The 16,624-nt window shown below is 64.5% G+C and carries 20 protein-coding genes; 10 read left to right on the forward strand and 10 right to left on the reverse strand.

From position 1 onward, the window contains the following. Positions 1–153: 153 nt before the first annotated feature. Genes pcaG through pcaD form a run of 4 tightly spaced genes read right to left on the reverse strand, consistent with a single transcriptional unit; the run spans position 154 to position 2,734 of the window. Positions 154–768 carry a protocatechuate 3,4-dioxygenase subunit alpha gene (gene pcaG, locus ACT6VE_RS18550; protein WP_444800003.1) on the reverse strand — a complete coding sequence of 205 codons (615 nt, stop codon included), beginning with the start codon at positions 766–768 and terminating at the stop codon, positions 154–156. Then, a complete protein-coding gene (gene pcaH / locus ACT6VE_RS18555; RefSeq protein WP_261003806.1) occupies positions 768–1,517 on the reverse strand; it encodes a protocatechuate 3,4-dioxygenase subunit beta in 750 nt (249 codons plus the stop codon). Before pcaH ends, pcaG begins: the two co-directional genes overlap by 1 nt. 7 nt (positions 1,518–1,524) lie before the next feature. Continuing rightward, a complete protein-coding gene (gene pcaC / locus ACT6VE_RS18560) occupies positions 1,525–1,929 on the reverse strand; it encodes a 4-carboxymuconolactone decarboxylase (RefSeq protein WP_069060293.1) in 405 nt (134 codons plus the stop codon). Further along, the gene (gene pcaD, locus ACT6VE_RS18565) at positions 1,922–2,734 is read right to left on the reverse strand and encodes a 3-oxoadipate enol-lactonase (RefSeq protein ID WP_444800004.1); all 813 of its coding nucleotides are present in this window, start codon (positions 2,732–2,734) and stop codon (positions 1,922–1,924) included. The genes pcaC and pcaD overlap by 8 nt, the downstream gene beginning before the upstream one ends. 95 nt (positions 2,735–2,829) lie before the next feature. Here pcaD and pcaQ point away from each other — a divergent pair, with 95 nt between their 5' ends. Next, positions 2,830–3,756 carry a pca operon transcription factor PcaQ gene (pcaQ, locus tag ACT6VE_RS18570; protein ID WP_444800005.1) on the forward strand — a complete coding sequence of 309 codons (927 nt, stop codon included), beginning with the start codon at positions 2,830–2,832 and terminating at the stop codon, positions 3,754–3,756. On the opposite strand, the gene ACT6VE_RS18575 is transcribed toward pcaQ, so the two are convergent. Beyond that, positions 3,757–4,158 carry an OsmC family protein gene (locus tag ACT6VE_RS18575; protein WP_444800006.1) on the reverse strand — a complete coding sequence of 134 codons (402 nt, stop codon included), beginning with the start codon at positions 4,156–4,158 and terminating at the stop codon, positions 3,757–3,759. A 102-nt stretch (positions 4,159–4,260) separates the two neighbouring features. On the opposite strand from ACT6VE_RS18575, the gene ACT6VE_RS18580 reads away from it, so the two are divergent. Then, complete coding sequence (locus ACT6VE_RS18580) at positions 4,261–5,124, forward strand: phosphotransferase family protein (RefSeq protein WP_444800007.1); 864 nt, start codon at positions 4,261–4,263, stop codon at positions 5,122–5,124. Here ACT6VE_RS18580 and pobA read toward each other — a convergent pair. Next, positions 5,118–6,290, reverse strand: a complete 1,173-nt coding sequence (gene pobA, locus ACT6VE_RS18585) for a 4-hydroxybenzoate 3-monooxygenase (RefSeq protein ID WP_444800008.1) — start codon at positions 6,288–6,290, stop codon at positions 5,118–5,120. The two genes, ACT6VE_RS18580 and pobA, sit on opposite strands and share 7 nt — an antisense overlap. A 115-nt stretch (positions 6,291–6,405) precedes the next feature. On the opposite strand from pobA, the gene ACT6VE_RS18590 reads away from it, so the two are divergent. Beyond that, positions 6,406–7,290 carry a helix-turn-helix domain-containing protein gene (locus tag ACT6VE_RS18590; RefSeq protein WP_444800009.1) on the forward strand — a complete coding sequence of 295 codons (885 nt, stop codon included), beginning with the start codon at positions 6,406–6,408 and terminating at the stop codon, positions 7,288–7,290. On the opposite strand, the gene ACT6VE_RS18595 is transcribed toward ACT6VE_RS18590, so the two are convergent. Together ACT6VE_RS18595 and ACT6VE_RS18600 are read right to left on the reverse strand one after the other, a co-directional pair. Continuing rightward, positions 7,275–7,925 carry a sulfite oxidase-like oxidoreductase gene (locus ACT6VE_RS18595; RefSeq protein ID WP_444800010.1) on the reverse strand — a complete coding sequence of 217 codons (651 nt, stop codon included), beginning with the start codon at positions 7,923–7,925 and terminating at the stop codon, positions 7,275–7,277. The genes ACT6VE_RS18590 and ACT6VE_RS18595 overlap by 16 nt on opposite strands. A 60-nt stretch (positions 7,926–7,985) precedes the next feature. Then, the gene (locus ACT6VE_RS18600) at positions 7,986–8,741 is read right to left on the reverse strand and encodes an IclR family transcriptional regulator (protein ID WP_444800011.1); all 756 of its coding nucleotides are present in this window, start codon (positions 8,739–8,741) and stop codon (positions 7,986–7,988) included. 273 nt (positions 8,742–9,014) lie between these two features. On the opposite strand from ACT6VE_RS18600, the gene ACT6VE_RS18605 reads away from it, so the two are divergent. The 6 genes from ACT6VE_RS18605 (at position 9,015) to ACT6VE_RS18630 (ending at position 14,604) form a co-directional block, all read left to right on the forward strand. Then, positions 9,015–9,722 carry a 3-oxoacid CoA-transferase subunit A gene (locus ACT6VE_RS18605; RefSeq protein ID WP_444800012.1) on the forward strand — a complete coding sequence of 236 codons (708 nt, stop codon included), beginning with the start codon at positions 9,015–9,017 and terminating at the stop codon, positions 9,720–9,722. Next, the gene (locus tag ACT6VE_RS18610) at positions 9,719–10,423 is read left to right on the forward strand and encodes a CoA transferase subunit B (protein ID WP_069060303.1); all 705 of its coding nucleotides are present in this window, start codon (positions 9,719–9,721) and stop codon (positions 10,421–10,423) included. Before ACT6VE_RS18605 ends, ACT6VE_RS18610 begins: the two co-directional genes overlap by 4 nt. A 71-nt stretch (positions 10,424–10,494) precedes the next feature. Beyond that, positions 10,495–11,700, forward strand: a complete 1,206-nt coding sequence (gene pcaF, locus ACT6VE_RS18615) for a 3-oxoadipyl-CoA thiolase (protein ID WP_444800013.1) — start codon at positions 10,495–10,497, stop codon at positions 11,698–11,700. A 321-nt stretch (positions 11,701–12,021) separates the two neighbouring features. After that, a complete protein-coding gene (gene ybaK, locus ACT6VE_RS18620; protein ID WP_444800014.1) occupies positions 12,022–12,495 on the forward strand; it encodes a Cys-tRNA(Pro) deacylase in 474 nt (157 codons plus the stop codon). A 70-nt stretch (positions 12,496–12,565) separates the two neighbouring features. Next, positions 12,566–13,819: an aminopeptidase gene (locus ACT6VE_RS18625; RefSeq protein ID WP_444800015.1), complete on the forward strand. Its 1,254-nt coding sequence runs from the start codon at positions 12,566–12,568 to the stop codon at positions 13,817–13,819. After that, positions 13,816–14,604: a pyrroline-5-carboxylate reductase family protein gene (locus ACT6VE_RS18630; RefSeq protein ID WP_444800016.1), complete on the forward strand. Its 789-nt coding sequence runs from the start codon at positions 13,816–13,818 to the stop codon at positions 14,602–14,604. The genes ACT6VE_RS18625 and ACT6VE_RS18630 overlap by 4 nt, the downstream gene beginning before the upstream one ends. On the opposite strand, the gene ACT6VE_RS18635 is transcribed toward ACT6VE_RS18630, so the two are convergent. Continuing rightward, positions 14,555–15,463 carry an EamA family transporter gene (locus tag ACT6VE_RS18635; RefSeq protein WP_444800017.1) on the reverse strand — a complete coding sequence of 303 codons (909 nt, stop codon included), beginning with the start codon at positions 15,461–15,463 and terminating at the stop codon, positions 14,555–14,557. The two genes, ACT6VE_RS18630 and ACT6VE_RS18635, sit on opposite strands and share 50 nt — an antisense overlap. Positions 15,464–15,546: 83 nt before the next feature. Between ACT6VE_RS18635 and ACT6VE_RS18640 the strand changes: the two genes are divergently transcribed. Continuing rightward, positions 15,547–16,029: a MarR family winged helix-turn-helix transcriptional regulator gene (locus ACT6VE_RS18640; protein WP_444800018.1), complete on the forward strand. Its 483-nt coding sequence runs from the start codon at positions 15,547–15,549 to the stop codon at positions 16,027–16,029. Here ACT6VE_RS18640 and ACT6VE_RS18645 read toward each other — a convergent pair whose 3' ends face one another. Further along, complete coding sequence (locus ACT6VE_RS18645; protein ID WP_444800019.1) at positions 16,030–16,620, reverse strand: NAD(P)H-dependent oxidoreductase; 591 nt, start codon at positions 16,618–16,620, stop codon at positions 16,030–16,032. Positions 16,621–16,624 lie beyond the last annotated feature (4 nt).

The following is a 16,624-nucleotide window of genomic DNA, read 5'->3' on the forward strand; positions in this document are numbered from 1 at the left end:
GGGGAGGATAGTTTGCCGGATTCCTGGGCGGCGCGGCCTGCAGCACCGTTCGATATGCCCAGGCTTCCCTTCTTTCGTCATCCTCGGGCTCGACCCGACGATCCACGCCCCGGCGGAAAACACATTATAGGCGATTGCCGCGCAAACGCTGCCTCAAATATCGAAGAACACCGTTTCCTTCTCGCCCTGCAGATGGATGTCGAAGCGGTACTCGTCCCCATCCGCCACGGCGATCAAGGTCGGCACGCGCACGCGGTGCTCGATGCGGGCCAGTACCGGGTCTTCGGCATTGGCCGCCTCCTCGTCGCCAAAATACAGGCGCGTATTGAGGCCGAGATTGATGCCGCGCGCGACGATCCAGACCGAAATGTGCGGCGCCATCGGACGGCCGTCCTTGAACGGCACGCGGCCGGGCTTGATCGTCTCGAAACGGTATTCCCCCGTCACGCCGTCGGTCGCACAGCGGCCCCAGCCGGCAAAATTCGGATCGGCGCTGCCGCGCAGTTCCGACGGGCTGTTGTAGAGGCCTGCGGCATCCGCCTGCCAGATTTCGAGCAACGCATCCTTCAGCGGCGTGCCGGTGCCGTCGAGCACGCGACCGGTGATGGTGATGCGCCGGCCGAGCGTCTTGTCGTTCACCATGGTGGCGCCGAGATCGCTCCCGTAGACGCCGCCGATGCCGGAGAAATTGGGCGTCAGGCCGATATGGACGTAAGGCCCCGCCGTCTGCGAGGCGCTTTCCTTGAGATACCCGAGCGGCTGGACCATCAGTTGCCCTCCATGCGGTTTTCAAAGAGCGTCGAGCGGCGGCCGCGCAGCACGATGTCGAACTTGTAGGCGCGCGCATCCATCGGGATCGTGTTGCCCCAGTCGAGCGCCGCGACCAGTTGCTCGATTGCCGCCTTGTCCGGGATCGTCTGCACGATGGGACATTTCCAGATCATCGGGTCGCCTTCGAAATACATCTGCGTGATCAGCCGCTGGGCAAATCCATGGCCGAAGACGGAGAAGTGGATATGCGCCGGGCGCCAGTCGTTGACGCCGTTCGGCCAGGGATAGGGGCCGGGCTTGATGGTGCGGAAAGCATAGTAGCCGTCCGCATCGGTGATGGTGCGGCCGCAGCCACCGAAATTCGGGTCGAGCGGTGCGAGATAGCTTTCCTTCTTGTGGCGGTAGCGCCCGCCGGCATTGGCCTGCCAGAACTCCAGCAGCGCGCCGGCCACCGGCCGCGCCCGCTCGTCGAGCACCCGACCATGCACGATGATGCGCTCGCCGATGGCGCTTTCGCCGGCTTTCGCGAAATTGTGGATCAGGTCGTTGTCCAGTTCGCCGAGGATCGAATGGCCGAAGACCGGCCCGGTGATTTCCGACACCGTGCCGTCGAGCGACAGCAGCGCCTTCTGCGGCGAGCGCAGCACGGAGGTCTTGTAACCGGGGGTGAGACCGGGCGGATGCCACAGCCGATCCCGCGAGAAGAAGGCGCCCGTTTCGGGCTTGCGATTGGAAAGGTCCGTCATCTCTGCCTCAAGCCGCCTTTTCCGCGTCCAACTGTTCGAAGACCTGCTTGGCGACCTTGATCGCCCGGTTGGCGGCCGGCACGCCGGCATAGATCGCCACATGCAGCAGCGCCTCGGCGATGTCGTCGCGGCTCGCCCCGGTGTTGACCGTGGCGCGCACATGCATCGCCACCTCCTCGTCATGGCCGAGTGCGGCGAGCAGCGCGATCGTCACCATGGAGCGCTCGCGCTTCGTCCAGCCCGGCCGCGACCAGACCGTGCCCCAGGCGCCTTCCGTGATCAGCTCCTGAAACGGCTGGTCGAAGTCCGTCGCGGCGGAGGAGGCGCGGTCGACATGGTTGTCGCCGAGCACCGCGCGACGGGTAACCATGCCCTGGCGATAGCGATCGGAAAAGGTATGGGCATCAGCCATGGGGCTCGTCTCCGGCAGGTAGGGTGGCGATGAAGGCGCGGATCATCTCGGTGAGGATTTCCGGCTGCTCGACGCAGGGAATATGCCCGGCATCCTTGATGACCTCGTAGCGCGCGCCGGCAATGAGCTTGGCCATCGACAGCACGACATCCGGCGGTGTCGAGCCGTCCTGGTCGCCGACGACGCACAGCGTCGGCACGGAAATGTTCTTGGTGGACTGGGTGAGGTCGGCATCGCGCAGGGCGGCACAGGTCGCGGCATAGCCGACCGCGGACTGGCGGGTCAGCATGGTGCGGTAGCCGTGATAGGCGGCATTTTCCGGGCGGCGGAAGGCCGGCGTGAACCAGCGCTCCATGACAGAATCGGCCAGGCTTTCGATGCCCTTCGTCTCGACGCTTTCGATGCGGGCGTTCCACATCTCGGCCGTGCCGATCTTGTGCGCCGTGTCGCAGAGGATGAGCGCCTTCACGAGATCCGGCCGCTTGGCTGCAAGCCCCTGCGCGATCATGCCGCCGACCGAGAGGCCGCAGATGATGGCTTTCCTGACGTCGAGCCGATCGAGCAGGGCGGCGAGATCGAGCACATGATCGTCGATCGAATAGGGCACCTGGCCGAGATCGGACAGGCCGTGGCCGCGCTTGTCATAGGTGACGATCGGGAAATCACCGGCAAGCCGGACCACGACGTCGCGCCAGATGCGGAAATCGGTGCCGAGCGAATTGGAAAAGACGATCACCGGCCGCCCGGCCGGGCCGCCGATCAGCTGGTGATGCAGGATGACGTCGTTGACGGTTGCGAATTGCACGGCTTTCTCCTCCCGTCTTTCCAGATTGATCGCTTGATCTGGTTATGTAAAATGATATTTCATGCCATTTCGTTAACTTCAGGGTTATGAAAGCCATGATCGACAGCCGTATCAAGTTCCGTCATCTGCAAACCTTTGTCGAGGTGGCGCGCCAGAAGAGCGTGATGAAGGCGGCGGACCTTCTGCATGTCAGCCAGCCTGCTGTGACCAAGACGATCCGCGAGCTGGAGGAGGTTCTGGGCGTCGCGGTCTTCGAGCGCGACGGCCGCGGCATAAAAATCACCCGCTACGGCGAGGTTTTCCTCAAACATGCAGGTGCTGCGCTGACGGCGCTGCGACAAGGCTTCGATTCCGTCTCGCAGGCGCTGTCTGGCGACGCGACACCGATCCGCATCGGGGCACTACCGACCGTCTCGACGCGCATCATGCCGAAGGCGATGCGGCTTTTCCTCGCCGAGGGGACAGGCGCGCGGATCAAGATCGTCACCGGCGAAAATGCCGTGTTGCTCGAACAGCTGCGCGTCGGCGATCTGGACCTCGTCGTCGGCCGTTTGACGGCACCGGAAAAAATGACGGGGTTTTCCTTCGAGCATCTCTATTCCGAACAGGTGGTTTTTTGCGTGCGCGCCGGCCACCCGCTGCTGTCTAGCGGCAACGCGATCTTCGCTGGACTGGACGCCTATCCGGTGCTGATGCCGACCCGCGCCTCGATCATCCGCCCCTTTGTCGAGAGCTTCCTGATCACCAACGGCATTGCCGGGCTGCCGAACCAGATCGAGACCGTCTCCGACGCCTTCGGCCGCGCCTTCGTGCGCGAAAGCGATGCGATCTGGATCATCTCCGAAGGGGTCGTCGCGGCCGACATCGCGGAGGGCAAGCTGGCCGCCTTGCCAATCGATACCAGCGGCACGAAAGGCCCGGTCGGCCTCACCATGCGCACCGACGCCGTGCCCTCCATGCCGCTCGCCATCCTCATGCAGACGATCCGCGAAGTGGCCGGGGCGGTGTCGCAGGGACATTGATCAGCCGTCGATGGATACCGGCAGGCCGTTTCGCAGCGAATGCGCGACGGTACAGACGGCCTTCGCCTTCTCGATGACAGGCCGCGGGTCCGACCCATCCAGCGTCTCGCAATCCACGCGCATCGCCGCCGACATTGCAACGAGAGGCGTGCCGCCAAGTTCGACTGTCACGGTAACCGCGATACGCCCGAGCGGCACGCCGATCTCGTGGGATGCGTATCGCAGATCGTTGCAAAAGCAGCCGCCGAGCGCCAACGCAAGCAGCTGAGCGCCGTTGAAGCCGAGCCCCGCGCCGCCGGCCTTGCCTTCCGGGCGGTCGACGACGATCGTGTGGCCGCCTGCCCAACCCATTGCGGCTTCGGTTCCTTCGACATTGCGCAATTCTACCGCAACAGCGACCATATCCCCCTCCATGGGCAAACAACCCTGCGCCAGTTTAAGACGGACAGCCCGCAGGGCAAGCGCCCCGTTGAACCGGCTCCGCAGGGCGGGTAGTTTTTGCGCATGTCCGAACTCGATTCATACCGCGCCATCATCGCCCACGCCGCCCCCGACCTCGCCGATGCGCGCATCCGGCCGCTGCCCGGCGGGTGGCATTCAAAGGCTTTCGAGGTCGATGGACGCCTCGTCTTCAAGTTCCCGCAGGGAGAACAGGCGGAAAGCGCGTTGCGGCGCGAGGCGTCGATCCTCGCCGCTGTGCGCCCGCACGTCACCATGACGGTCCCCAACCTTCGCCTGCACGAGGGGACGCCCCTCTTCTCCGAACACCGGATCGTCCCCGGGGAGCATCTGGAAACGGTACATTACGAGGCCCTGTCGGAGCCGGCGCGGCAGGCGCTGGGCACGAATCTCGCCCGCTTCTATGCCGAGTTGCACGCGCTCGACCGCGCCACCATGGCCACTGCCGGTGCCAGGCCCATCGAGCATTGGCTTGATGCCGATACGATTGCGGCCAAGGCCCTGCCGCTTCTGCCGCGGGACCTGCATGTCTTCGCGGAGGACACCCTTGCCGGCTGGCGTGCCCTGCCGCCCGATCCCCATGGCGAGACCTACGGTTTCTTCGATGGCCACGGCTGGAACATGGCCTTCGATCATGTCGCCGGACACCTCAACGGCATCTATGACTTCGCCGATTCCGGCTTCGGGCCGCTGCACCAGGATTTCATCTATTCCAACTTCATCAGCCCGGACCTGACCGCACGGATCGCCGATGGCTACGAGCGCATCACGGGTCGCACGCTCAACCGTGCCCGCATCCATCTGCTGACCGGCGTGCATCGCCTGTGGGAACTCGCGGCGTTGGCCGAAGCACCGGAGCATCACGCGACGATGATTGATTCGATCGCCGCCTGGGCCCGCCGTCAGTAGGGCAGGCCGACGTAGTTTTCCGCCAGCACCGTTTCCGCGGCGCGGGAATGGGTAAGATAGTCGAGTTCGGCTTCCTGGATCTTCTGGTCGAAATCGTTGGTCTGCGGAAACCGGTGCAGCATGCTCGTCATCCACCAGGAGAAACGCACCGCCTTCCAGACACGGGCGAGCGCCTTTGCCGAATAGCCGTCGAGCCCGCCATTCGAGCGGTCCTGATAGTGCTCCAGCAGGCCGGAGAACAGGTAATGCACGTCGCTTGCCGCCAGGTTGAGCCCCTTGGCCCCGGTCGGCGGCACGATATGGGCGGCATCGCCGACGAGGAACAGCCGGCCGAAGCGCATCGGCTCGGCGACGAAGGAGCGCAGCGGTGCTATCGACTTCTCGAAGCTCGGCCCGGTCACCATCGCCTGCGCATGGTGGGCGGGAAGCCGGCGGCGCAGCTCGTCCCAGAAGCGCTCGTCGGACCAGTCCTCGATCTTTTCGTCCAGCGCGCACTGGATATAGTAGCGGCTGCGGGTCGGCGAGCGCATGGAACAGAGCGCGAAACCGCGCGGATGGTTGGCGTAGATCAGTTCGTCGCTGACCGGCGGCACCTCGCAGAGAAGGCCAAGCCAACCGAAGGGATAGATCTTTTCGAAGGTGCGGATCGCGCCATCCGGCACCGCCTTGCGGCTTGCGCCGTGAAAGCCGTCGCAGCCGGCGATGAAATCGCAGTCGATGCGGTGCGTCACACCGTCCTTGTCGTAAGTGACATAGGGTGTTGCGCCATCGAAGCCGTGCGGCGTCACGTTTGCAGCCTCGAAGATCGTTAGCCGGCTGTCGGCTTGGCGCTGCTCCATGAGGTCACGTGTCAGCTCGGTCTGGCCATAGACCATCACGCGTTTTCCGCCGGTGAGATCGAAGAGGTCGATGCGATGATCGCGGCCATCGAAGGCGAGCGAAAAGCCGTCATGCGGCAGGCCCTCGGCATGCATGCGCGCGCCGACGCCCGCCCTGTCCATCAGACCCACCGTGCCCTCCTCCAGCACGCCGGCCCGCACGCGGCCGAGGATGTGCACGCGACTCGATCGGTCGAGGATGACGGTCTCGATGCCGGCATTGCCGAGCAGCTGGCCAAGCAGCAGACCCGACGGCCCCGAACCGATGATGACGACCTGAACGCGCATGCTGTCCTCCGAAACTGGCATTTCGCAAAGTGTCGGCGAGATGGGTGGTTCCGGGCAATGGACGGATCAGCCCTCGACTTGTACAAATCAAACATTGCAAACCGGCGGCACCGACATGAACAGGCCCGTTCCGACCTATGATCTCTACGGCGAAAGAACGGGAAATCCGCCGGATTTCTGGTTGCACTGCGAAACGATCCCGTCGCGCAGCAGCCTGCATCGCTACGAAATCGGCCTGCACCGGCACGAGAGTTTTTTCCAGATCCTGTACATTTCCGCCGGATCGGGCGATGCGCTGTTCGGGGCCAGGCGGCTGACATTGCGCCCGCCGGCCATCGTCTCCGTGCCGCCGGCCGTCAACCACGGGTTCCGCTTTTCTCCCGATATCGACGGCTATGTCTTCACCATGCTCGCCTCACACGGGCGGCTTGCCGGCGAGGCGGCGCGTTTTGCCGCGGAACCGCGCGTCACCGCGCTCGACGCCGCCGATCCGGACGGCGCCTTCCTGATCGCGACGCTGGAGCGGCTGGCAGCAGAGTGGGCGAGCCGGCGCAGCGGGCGCACGGATCTGATGGAGGCCTATCTCGTTTCGACGCTGACGCTGACGGCGCGGCTGTGGGCCTGCGACAATCCGACCGAGGGCATCGGCGAGACGGTGCGCCGCATGGAGCATCTCAACGGCCTGATCCAGCAGCATTTCCGCAGCCAGAAGCCAGCGAATTTCTACGCCCAGCAGCTTGGTGTGTCGTCGACGCATCTCAACCGCATCGTCAAGGCCGCGACGGGCCTGACGGCGCACGCCTATATCGGCCGAAAACTGGTCGACGAGGCGAAGCGCGAGCTCGTCTTCACCGAAAGGCCGGCGCAGGAGATCGGCCTGCGCCTCGGCTTTGCCGATCCGGCGTATTTCTCACGTTTCTTCCTGCGCGAGACCGGCGAGACGCCGCGCGCCTGGCGGCTCGCCGAACGGGCGCGGCTCGCCGCTCAGTCGTCGGCGTAACGCTCTTCCATCCAGGGATCGCCGCGCATGTGATAACCATTGCGCTCCCAGAAGCCGGCCTGGTCGCCGGGCAGGAAATCGATGCGCGTCAGCCACTTGGCGCTCTTCCAGAAATACAGATGCGGCACGACGAGGCGCATCGGGCCGCCATGCTCGGCCGTCAGCGGCTGGCCTTCCCAATGGGTGGCGAGAATGGCGTCCTCGACGGCGAAATCGGCCAGCGGCAGGTTCGTCGTATAGCCGTCATAGCTCGTCAGCATGACGAAATTCGCTTGCGACCGCGGCATGACGAGATCGAGCAGATCGCGGGTGGCAACGCCCTCCCAGCGGTTGTCGTAGCGCGACCAGGTCGTCACGCAATGAATGTCGGACAGCTTTTGGCTTTGCGGCAGCGCCAGAAAATCCGCCCAGCCAAAGGACATCGGGTTTTCCGCGCCACCCTTCACGTCGAGCCGCCAACTTTCCGGACGGATCACCGGTTGCTGGCCGAGATCGAGCACCGGCCAGTTCTTGACCAGGTGCTGGCCGGGCGGCAGGCGGTCGGTTTCCGGCCTCGACATGCGGCCTGTCAGGAATTTTCCCTGGTCCGCCCATTGGCGTTTCGTGCGGGTAAGCTTGCTGTCGTCGTCGCGCATGGCGGTCTCCTGCTGCAGTGCAATAGGTGGGATCGCCGCCTGTCGTCTGTCAAGGTCGGCTCAGGCCAGCACCTGCCGGAGTGCCGCCTGCACCTCGCGCATCGCCGGCAGGTAGCGCTCGACCATCTCGCCTGCCGCCGCATGGGCCGCCGGTGCGCCGATATTGAGCGCCGCCACCACCCGGCCGCGGGCATTTTCCAGCGGCAACGCGATGGAGCAGAGGCCGATTTCCAGCTCCTGGTCGATCACCGCAAACCCCTGCCGGCGCACGCGGGCGAACTCTTCCATCAGCACGTCGGGATCGGTCTTGGTGAAGGGCGTGTTCGCCCTGCGGTCCGATGCCTCCAGAATGGCGCGCGCCTCCGCGTCTGGAAGGGCGGCAAGCAGTACCCGTCCCATCGAGGCGCAGTAGGCCGGCAGACGCGAGCCGGGCGTGAGGTTGATCGACATGACCCGTTTCTGCGCCGCCCGTGCCACATAGACGATTTCCGTTCCGTCGAGCACGGAGGCGGAGGCGCTTTGCCCGACCTTGTCCGAAAGCTGGTCGAGATAGGGCTGCACCAGCCGCGGCAGCGGTGTGGCCGACAGGTAGGCATGGCCGAGCCGCAGGATTTTGGGCGTCAGCTGGAAGAACTTTCCGTCATAGGCCGCATAGCCAAGTTCGGCGAGCGTCAGCAGGCAGCGCCGCGCCGTCGCCCGGTCGAGACCGGTTTCCTTCGAGACGTCGCTGATGGTGAGCCGCGGCTTTGCCTCGTCGAAGGCTTCGATGACCTTCAGGCCCTTGGCAAACCCGCCGATGAAATCCGTTTCCCGCATGTGTCCCTCCAGAACGCTGGCTTGCCTGTTTCATCCGCTTAATACCTCTCCTTCGTCATGCTCGGGCTTGACCCGAGCATCCAGGCTTCGGTTGCCGGCATGGAACCTCGGCTCAAGGCCGAGGATAACGGTGGAGGGCGAAGCGTATGTTTCCCCATCGCCTTGGTCGTATCCACTTTGTGCGATAATTGAACAAAAGTCAATTATCGCACAAAGTGGATTGCCCGTTTCCCACTTCGGATTTACCTCTAGGGCCACAACGGGAGATTTTGCATGGACAAGACCATCGGAAGTCTGGCGGAGGCCGTGGCGGGTATCGGTGATGGCGCGACGGTGATGATCGGCGGCTTCGGCGGTTCAGGCGCCCCGATCGAGCTGATCCACGCGCTCATCGATACGGGTGCCAGGGACCTCACCGTCATCAACAACAATGCCGGCAACGGCCGCATCGGCATTGCGGCGATGATCGATGCGGGGCTGATCCGCAAGATGATCTGCTCGTTCCCGCGCTCGAGCGATCCACGCGCCTTCACCGACAGCTATCTCGCCGGCAAGATCGAGCTGGAACTGGTGCCGCAGGGCACGCTCGCCGAGCGCATCCGCGCCGGCGGCGCCGGCATTCCGGCCTTCTACACGCCGACGAGCTTTGGCACGGAGCTGGCGAAGGGCAAGCCCACCGCCGAATTCGACGGCCGCATGTATGTGCAGGAACGCTGGCTGAAGGCGGATGTCGCGCTGATCAAGGCGCATGTCGGCGACACGCACGGCAACCTCACCTACAACAAGGCCGCCCGCAACTTCAGCCCGCTGATGTGCATGGCCGCGGCAAAGACCATCGTGCAGGTCTCGAAACTGGTGAAGCCGGGCGGCATCGACCCGGAACAGGTCATCACCCCCGGCATCTTCGTCGATGGCGTCGTGGAAGTTTCCGCGCCCAGGCAGGAAGAAGATCTCATCCGCGCAGGAGTGGTTTACGCATGAGCCCCGTTACGAGCGAAATCGATACACGCGAAGACATAAAACTCTCCAACGCGCAGATCGCCTGGCGCGCGGCGCAGGACATCGAGGACGGCGCCTATGTCAATCTCGGCATCGGCTTTCCCGAAATGGTCGCCCGCTACCAGCCGGAAGGCCGCGAAGCGATCTTCCATACGGAAAACGGCATCCTGGATTTCGGCGAGGCGCCGCCGGCCGGCGAGGAGGACTGGGACCTGATCAATGCCGGCAAGAAGGCCGTCACGCTGAAGCCTGGCTCCGCCTTCTTCCACCATGCCGACAGTTTTGCCATGGTGCGCGGCGGCCATCTCGACGTCGCCATCCTCGGCGCCTATCAGGTGGCGGAGAACGGTGACCTCGCCAACTGGCGTGTCGGCTCCAAGGGCGTGCCGGCAGTGGGTGGGGCAATGGACCTCGTGCACGGCGCCAAGCAGGTCGTCGTCATCACCGAGCATGTCACCAAGAACGGCGAGCCGAAGCTCGTCGAAGCCTGCACCTTCCCGCTCACCGGTGTCGGCTGCATCACCCGCATCTATACCAGCCATGCGGTGATCGACGTATCCGGTGGCCGCTTCGTGCTGCGTGAAAAACTGGCCGGTATGACGATCGAGGAATTGCAGGCTATGACAGGCGCAAAACTCCATGTCGACGGCCCCGTTGCCGATCTCGTCGTGCCGGAACTCTAGAACGTTGTTTACGCAGTTCCGCACGCAAAACCGCTGCGCACTTTTGCTGGAATTGCATGAAAGGAAAAGCCATGTCTGACGCCTATATCTGCGACTATATCCGCACGCCCATCGGCCGCTTCGGCGGCTCGCTTTCCGCCGTGCGCGCCGATGATCTCGGCGCCATCCCGCTGAAGGCGCTGATGGCGAAAAACACCGGCATCGACTGGGAAGCCGTCGACGACGTCATCTTCGGCTGCGCCAACCAGGCCGGCGAGGACAACCGCAACGTCGCGCGCATGTCCTCGCTGCTGGCCGGCTTGCCCGTTTCTGTCTCCGGCACCACGATCAACCGGCTCTGCGGTTCCGGCATGGATGCCGTCATCGCCGCCGCCCGCGCCATCAAGGCCGGCGAGGCGGAACTGGTCGTTGCCGGCGGTGTCGAAAGCATGAGCCGCGCGCCCTTCGTGCTGCCCAAGGCGGACAGCGCCTTTTCGCGCAATGCGGAAATCTACGACACGACTATCGGCTGGCGCTTTATCAACCCCCTGATGAAAAAACAGTACGGCGTCGATTCCATGCCGGAGACCGGCGAGAACGTCGCCGAGGACTTCAAGGTGTCGCGCGCGGACCAGGACGCCTTCGCCGTGCGCTCGCAGGCGAAAGCCGCTGAGGCGCAGGCAAACGGCCGCCTGGCCAAGGAAATCACGCCCGTCACCATCCCGCAGAGGAAGGGCGACCCCATTGTCGTCGAGACGGATGAGCATCCGCGCGCAACCACGCTGGAAGCGCTCGCCAAGCTCGGCACGCCCTTCAAGAAAGAAGGCGGTACCGTAACCGCCGGCAATGCCTCCGGCGTCAATGATGGAGCGGCAGCCCTGATCATCGCCTCGGAAGCGGCCATCAAGAAATACGGCCTGACGCCGATCGCCCGCATTTTGGGCGGTGCCATGGCCGGCGTTCCGCCGCGTATCATGGGCATCGGCCCGGTCTATGCCACGCAGCGCCTCTGCGCACGGCTCGGCCTGAAACCGTCCGACTTCGATGTCATCGAATTGAACGAGGCCTTCGCCTCCCAGGGCCTCGCGACGCTGCGCGAACTCGGCATTGCCGACGATGCCGATCACGTCAACCCGAACGGCGGCGCCATCGCGCTCGGCCATCCGCTCGGCATGTCAGGCGCCCGCATCACCGGCACGGCGGCGCTGGAATTGCAGCTCAACGGCAAGAAGCGCTCGCTCTCCACCATGTGCATCGGCGTCGGCCAGGGCATTGCGGTGGCGCTGGAGCGGGCTTGACGGCCTCTGGCTCGATAGACGGAAGAAAGCGCAAGCGCCTCTCCTGCGATTGGATAAGGCGCCGCAGAAATTCCCCTTCTCCCCCACGGGGAGAAGGTGGCCCGAAGGGTCGGATGAGGGGGCCGACGAACGGTACCTCTTGGAATTTCTGCCTGCGACATCCCCCTCATCCGCCTGCCGGCACCTTCTCCCCGTGGGGGAGAAGGGGAGTTTCCAAAACGGCCTGCCCTCAACATGCGCAGAGAAACGGGGTGCATTGACACCCGCCCTGCCCTCCGGCACCCATGCGGACCGATATCCTCGCTTCGATGACGGCCCGCCATGTCAAAGACCACCCGCGCCACCCAGGCCCTAGCCAAGGCCGGTATTTCCTTCACCGCCCATACCTACGACTACGATCCGAATGCCGAGCGCGTCGGCATGCAGGCGGCCGAGGCGCTGGGGGAAGACCCGTCGCGCGTGCTGAAGACGCTGATGGCGGAGGTGGATGGCAAGCCGGTCTGTGTCATCGTCCCGTCAGACTGCGAGGTCAGCATGAAGAAGCTGGCAAGCGCCTTCAAGGGCAAGTCGGCGAGCATGATGAAGCCGGCCGATGCCGAGCGGCTGACGGGTTATGTCGTCGGCGGCATCAGCCCGTTCGGCCAGAAGAAGCAGGTCCCCACGGCAATCGAGGAGGCGGCGCTGGTACACGCGGCGGTTTACATGAATGGCGGGCAGCGTGGACTTCAGGTCCGGCTGGCGCCCGGCGACGTGCTTGTCGCGCTGAAAGCGATTTCGGCGCCGGTCATCGCCTGATTGCGCCTTCTCATCCGGCAACAAGCACACTAAGTTTCTTCCGTCCCTTTCAGAAACAGACAGGCATGCCATGATCTATCCCGCCAATTCCGCCCCTGCCGTCGATGCGGCAAAACTCGACAAGCTCGCCGAAGTCGCCGTGCGCATCGGCCTGCAGCTCCAGAGGGGGCAGGATCTCGTGATGACGGCGCCGATTGCTGCACTGCCACTCGCCCGCCTGATCACCAAACACGCCTATATGGCCGGCGCCGGCCTCGTCAGCACCTTCTATGCCGACGAAGAGGCGACGCTTGCCCGTTACCACCACGCGCCGGACGAGAGTTTCGATCGCGCAAGCGACTGGCTCTACGAAGGCATGGCCAAGGCCTATGCCAACGGCGCGGCACGTCTCGCCATTGCCGGCGACAACCCGATGCTGCTGTCGGCCGAAGACCCCACCAAGGTCGCCCGCGCCAACAAGGCCAATTCCACCGCCTACAAGCCGGCGCTGGAAAAGATCGCCAATTTCGACATCAACTGGAACATCATCTCCTATCCGAACCCGTCCTGGGCCAAGCAGGTCTTTCCGAACGATCCGGAAGACGTGGCGGTCGAAAAACTCGCCAACGCCATCTTCGCCGCCTCGCGCGTCGACGTTGCCGACCCGGTCGCCGCCTGGAAGGAGCACAACGCGGCTCTTGCCAAGCGTTCCGCGTGGCTCAATGGCGAACGCTTTGCAGCCCTTCACTTCAGAGGACCGGGCACGGACCTGACGGTGGGCCTCGCCGACGGCCACGAATGGCACGGCGGTGCATCCACCGCCAAGAACGGCATCACCTGCAATCCGAACATCCCGACGGAGGAAGTCTTCACCACGCCGCACGCGCTGCGCGTCGAAGGCCACGTCTCGTCGACCAAGCCGCTTTCCCACCAGGGCACGCTGATCGACGATATCCAGGTGCGCTTCGAGGGCGGCCGCATCGTCGAGGCGAAGGCGTCGAAGGGCGAAGCGGTGCTGAACAAGGTGCTGGATACGGACGAGGGCGCGCGCCGGCTCGGCGAAGTGGCGCTGGTGCCGCATTCCTCGCCGATCTCGGCGAGCGGCATCCTGTTCTACAACACGCTGTTCGACGAGAACGCCTCCTGCCACATCGCGCTCGGCCAGTGCTATTCCAAGTGCTTCCTCGACGGCGCGAGCCTGACGCCGGAGCAGATCCGCACTCAGGGCGGCAATGAAAGCCTCATCCACATCGACTGGATGATCGGCTCCGACAAGGTTGATGTCGACGGCATCCGCAATGACGGTAGCCGCACGCCCGTCATGCGCGCCGGCGAGTGGGCATGACCAATCTCGGCGTGATCGGTGGCGGCGGATGGTTGGCCGGGGCGCTGCTCCGGCCGGCACTTGCCGACCGCGTCATCCGGCCCGCCGACCTTGTTCTTTCCTCGCGCTCCGGCCAGATCTCCGGTTTCGAATCCTGGCCGAGCGTGCATATGACGACGGACAATGCGATTCTTGTCGACGCCTCCGACGTCATCTTCTTCTCCGTCCGGCCGGAGGATCTCGACGCCATAGAACTCGATCTTCGTGGGCGCTTCGTCATCTCGGTCATGGCGGGGGTGACGGTCGAGGAAATCGGCGAGCGTTATGGCGCCCGTCGCATCGTGCGGGCGATGCCCAATGCCTGCGCCGAGCAGCGCCTCTCGTTCACGCCGTGGTTTGCGACGGACGACGTGCGCCGATCGGAAACGGATTTCGCACAACGCTTCTTCTCTGCGTCGGGCCGGGCGCATCTCATCACCAACGAGCAGGACCTCGACTACTTCACCGCGCTGACCGGATCGGGCGCCGCGTTCCCGGCACTTGTGGCGGATGTCATGATCCGCCATGCCGTCGAGGCCGGCATCGACCCCGATACGGCGGACCTCGCGGTTCGCCAGCTCTTTCTCGGTGCCGCCACGCAGATGGCGCGGATTTCCGACACGCCGGCCGACATCGTGGAGCTCTTCATGGAGTACCGCGGCACCACGGCCGCCGGCCTTTCCGCCATGATGGAAGCCAATATCGAGCACGCCATCTTCAACGGCCTGACCGCGGCGCGGCGAAAGGCGGCGCAGAGCGGGAGCTGACCGGCGCCGGCCGCGATGCCTGCGCCCACTGGCTGAGCCAGACGCTCGCCAGCACGACGACCATGCCCGCGATCTGTAGCCAGCTCAAATCCTGCCCGAGCATCGCCCAGCCGAGCACGACGGCGACGAGCGGGCTGAGGAAACCGAGCGGCGAGATCGCCGCCGGACCGAGCTTCGCGAGGCCACGGAACCAGACGATGTAGGTGAGCGCTGCGCCGATCAGGCCGAGATAGAGGAAGCCGATGAGGTTCTGTGTCGTCGGCACCGGCAGGGCCGGTTCGAAGAACAGCGCGACGGGCACGAGCAGCAGGCCGCCCGCCGTCAACTGCCAGGCGGTGAAGGTGAGCGGCGGCACCGGCGGCTGCCAGTGGCGCGAGAGCACCGTGCCGAACGCCATCGAGACCGCGCCGGCAAGACCGGCGGCGATGCCGATCGGGTCGAGGCTGGCGGACGGCGTCAGCACGAGGAGGGCGACGCCTCCGATACCGGCAAGTCCGGCGACGATCGACAGCGGCTGCACCGTCGTTCCCATCACCGCGCGGGACAGACCCAGCACAATCAGCGGCTGGATGGCGCCGACCGTCGCCGCCACACCGCCCGGCAGGCGATAGGCCGAGACGAACAGCATCGCCCAGAAGAACGAGAAGTTCAGTGCGCCGAGCAGAAAGGTCCGGCCCCACCAGATGCCCTGCGGCAATTGCCGGACGAGGAGCAGCAGGAGCAGCCCCGCGGGAAGTGCGCGCAGCATGGCGACGGTCAGCGGATAGCCTGCCGGCAGCAGCTCGGTCGTGACGATATAGGTGCTGCCCCAGACGGCGGGCGCGGCGGCGGTGAGAAGGACATCGGTGGCGCGGGACATAATTATCTCCACTCAAAGAATCTTGAATTCAAGATATCTCATTTTATCTTGACGTCAAGAGAATCTCTTCGTTAAGTCGGAGCATGGATCACGTCGATAGAATTCTCGCCCAATGGAACCGCGAACGGCCCGACCTCGATGTCGAGCCGATGGGCCTGCTCGGCCGCCTGGCGCGGCTGCGCACGCATCTTGCCCGCGAGATCGAAAAGGCGCTCGCCGGTCACGGGCTGAATTCGGCGAGCTTCGACGTGCTGGCGACGCTGCGCCGCTCCGGCCCGCCCTACCGGCTATCGCCGGGCGATCTCATCGCGACGACGATGGTCAGTTCCGGAACGATGACCAACCGGCTCGATCAACTGGAAAAGGCTGGCCTTATCGAGCGCTCGCACAATCCGGACGACCGCCGCAGCGTCATCATCGCGCTGACGCCGAAGGGTTTTGCACTGGTGGACGAGGCCGTGACATCGCATGTCGCCAACCAGCACCGGCTGCTGGAAAACCTCAGCGCGGACGAGCGCGCGGCACTGGATGGCCTGCTTCGAAAATTTCTCGTCGACTTCGAATAGTCAGATCCGGTCGACCAGTTTTTCGACCCGCGCGATGTGCGCCTTGCGCTTTTCCGCGCTCACCCGGTCCATGTCGTAGAGATTGGTGAGCCTGAAATCGAGCCCCTTGGCGCAGAAGGCGGCGATGCCGCGCTTCAAAAGCCGCTTCACCGGGTTTCCCATATAGAGATTGACCACCCACCAGGGCGAGCCGGTGGTGGTGAAAGCCCAGAACAGGTGGATATTGCCGAGCCGCGGCTGGATGCGCCCACCGGCCGGGTCGTTCTCGAAAGCAACGCCGGGCGCAAAGACCCGGTCGAAGAAGCCTTTCAGGATGGCCGGGAAATTGAACCACCATTGCGGAAAGACCAGCACCAGCCCGTCCGCCTGCTTCAGCCGGGAGATGAAGGGTTCGACGGAAGATGGATCGTAAGCCGGCTCAAAATAGCGCGCCCGTTCGTCGGGCGTCAGACGTGGATCGAAGCCTTCGCGGTAGAGATCGAGCAGATCGACCGTATGCCCGTTCGCCGTCAGCTTCTGCCGCACCGTCTCGGCGACGCTTGCGGCAAAACTTTCCTCCAGCGGATGGGCGAGTACGAGCAGGATGCGCATGGCG

Origin of the sequence: Shinella sp., from assembly GCF_052438155.1 — a bacterium.
Classification (GTDB): Bacteria; Pseudomonadota; Alphaproteobacteria; order Rhizobiales; family Rhizobiaceae; genus Shinella.

Coding starts and splice junctions, on each gene's coding strand:
- pcaG (WP_444800003.1), bottom strand. CDS start 768: ATGGTCCAGCCGCTCGGGTATCTCAAGGAAAGCGCCTCGCAGACGGCG.
- pcaH (WP_261003806.1), bottom strand. CDS start 1,517: ATGACGGACCTTTCCAATCGCAAGCCCGAAACGGGCGCCTTCTTCTCG.
- pcaC (WP_069060293.1), bottom strand. CDS start 1,929: ATGGCTGATGCCCATACCTTTTCCGATCGCTATCGCCAGGGCATGGTT.
- pcaQ (WP_444800005.1), top strand. CDS start 2,830: ATGATCGACAGCCGTATCAAGTTCCGTCATCTGCAAACCTTTGTCGAG.
- ACT6VE_RS18575 (WP_444800006.1), bottom strand. CDS start 4,158: ATGGTCGCTGTTGCGGTAGAATTGCGCAATGTCGAAGGAACCGAAGCC.
- ACT6VE_RS18580 (WP_444800007.1), top strand. CDS start 4,261: ATGTCCGAACTCGATTCATACCGCGCCATCATCGCCCACGCCGCCCCC.
- pobA (WP_444800008.1), bottom strand. CDS start 6,290: ATGCGCGTTCAGGTCGTCATCATCGGTTCGGGGCCGTCGGGTCTGCTG.
- ACT6VE_RS18590 (WP_444800009.1), top strand. CDS start 6,406: ATGAACAGGCCCGTTCCGACCTATGATCTCTACGGCGAAAGAACGGGA.
- ACT6VE_RS18595 (WP_444800010.1), bottom strand. CDS start 7,925: ATGCGCGACGACGACAGCAAGCTTACCCGCACGAAACGCCAATGGGCG.
- ACT6VE_RS18600 (WP_444800011.1), bottom strand. CDS start 8,741: ATGCGGGAAACGGATTTCATCGGCGGGTTTGCCAAGGGCCTGAAGGTC.
- ACT6VE_RS18605 (WP_444800012.1), top strand. CDS start 9,015: ATGGACAAGACCATCGGAAGTCTGGCGGAGGCCGTGGCGGGTATCGGT.
- ACT6VE_RS18610 (WP_069060303.1), top strand. CDS start 9,719: ATGAGCCCCGTTACGAGCGAAATCGATACACGCGAAGACATAAAACTC.
- pcaF (WP_444800013.1), top strand. CDS start 10,495: ATGTCTGACGCCTATATCTGCGACTATATCCGCACGCCCATCGGCCGC.
- ybaK (WP_444800014.1), top strand. CDS start 12,022: ATGTCAAAGACCACCCGCGCCACCCAGGCCCTAGCCAAGGCCGGTATT.
- ACT6VE_RS18625 (WP_444800015.1), top strand. CDS start 12,566: ATGATCTATCCCGCCAATTCCGCCCCTGCCGTCGATGCGGCAAAACTC.
- ACT6VE_RS18630 (WP_444800016.1), top strand. CDS start 13,816: ATGACCAATCTCGGCGTGATCGGTGGCGGCGGATGGTTGGCCGGGGCG.
- ACT6VE_RS18635 (WP_444800017.1), bottom strand. CDS start 15,463: ATGTCCCGCGCCACCGATGTCCTTCTCACCGCCGCCGCGCCCGCCGTC.
- ACT6VE_RS18640 (WP_444800018.1), top strand. CDS start 15,547: ATGGATCACGTCGATAGAATTCTCGCCCAATGGAACCGCGAACGGCCC.
- ACT6VE_RS18645 (WP_444800019.1), bottom strand. CDS start 16,620: ATGCGCATCCTGCTCGTACTCGCCCATCCGCTGGAGGAAAGTTTTGCC.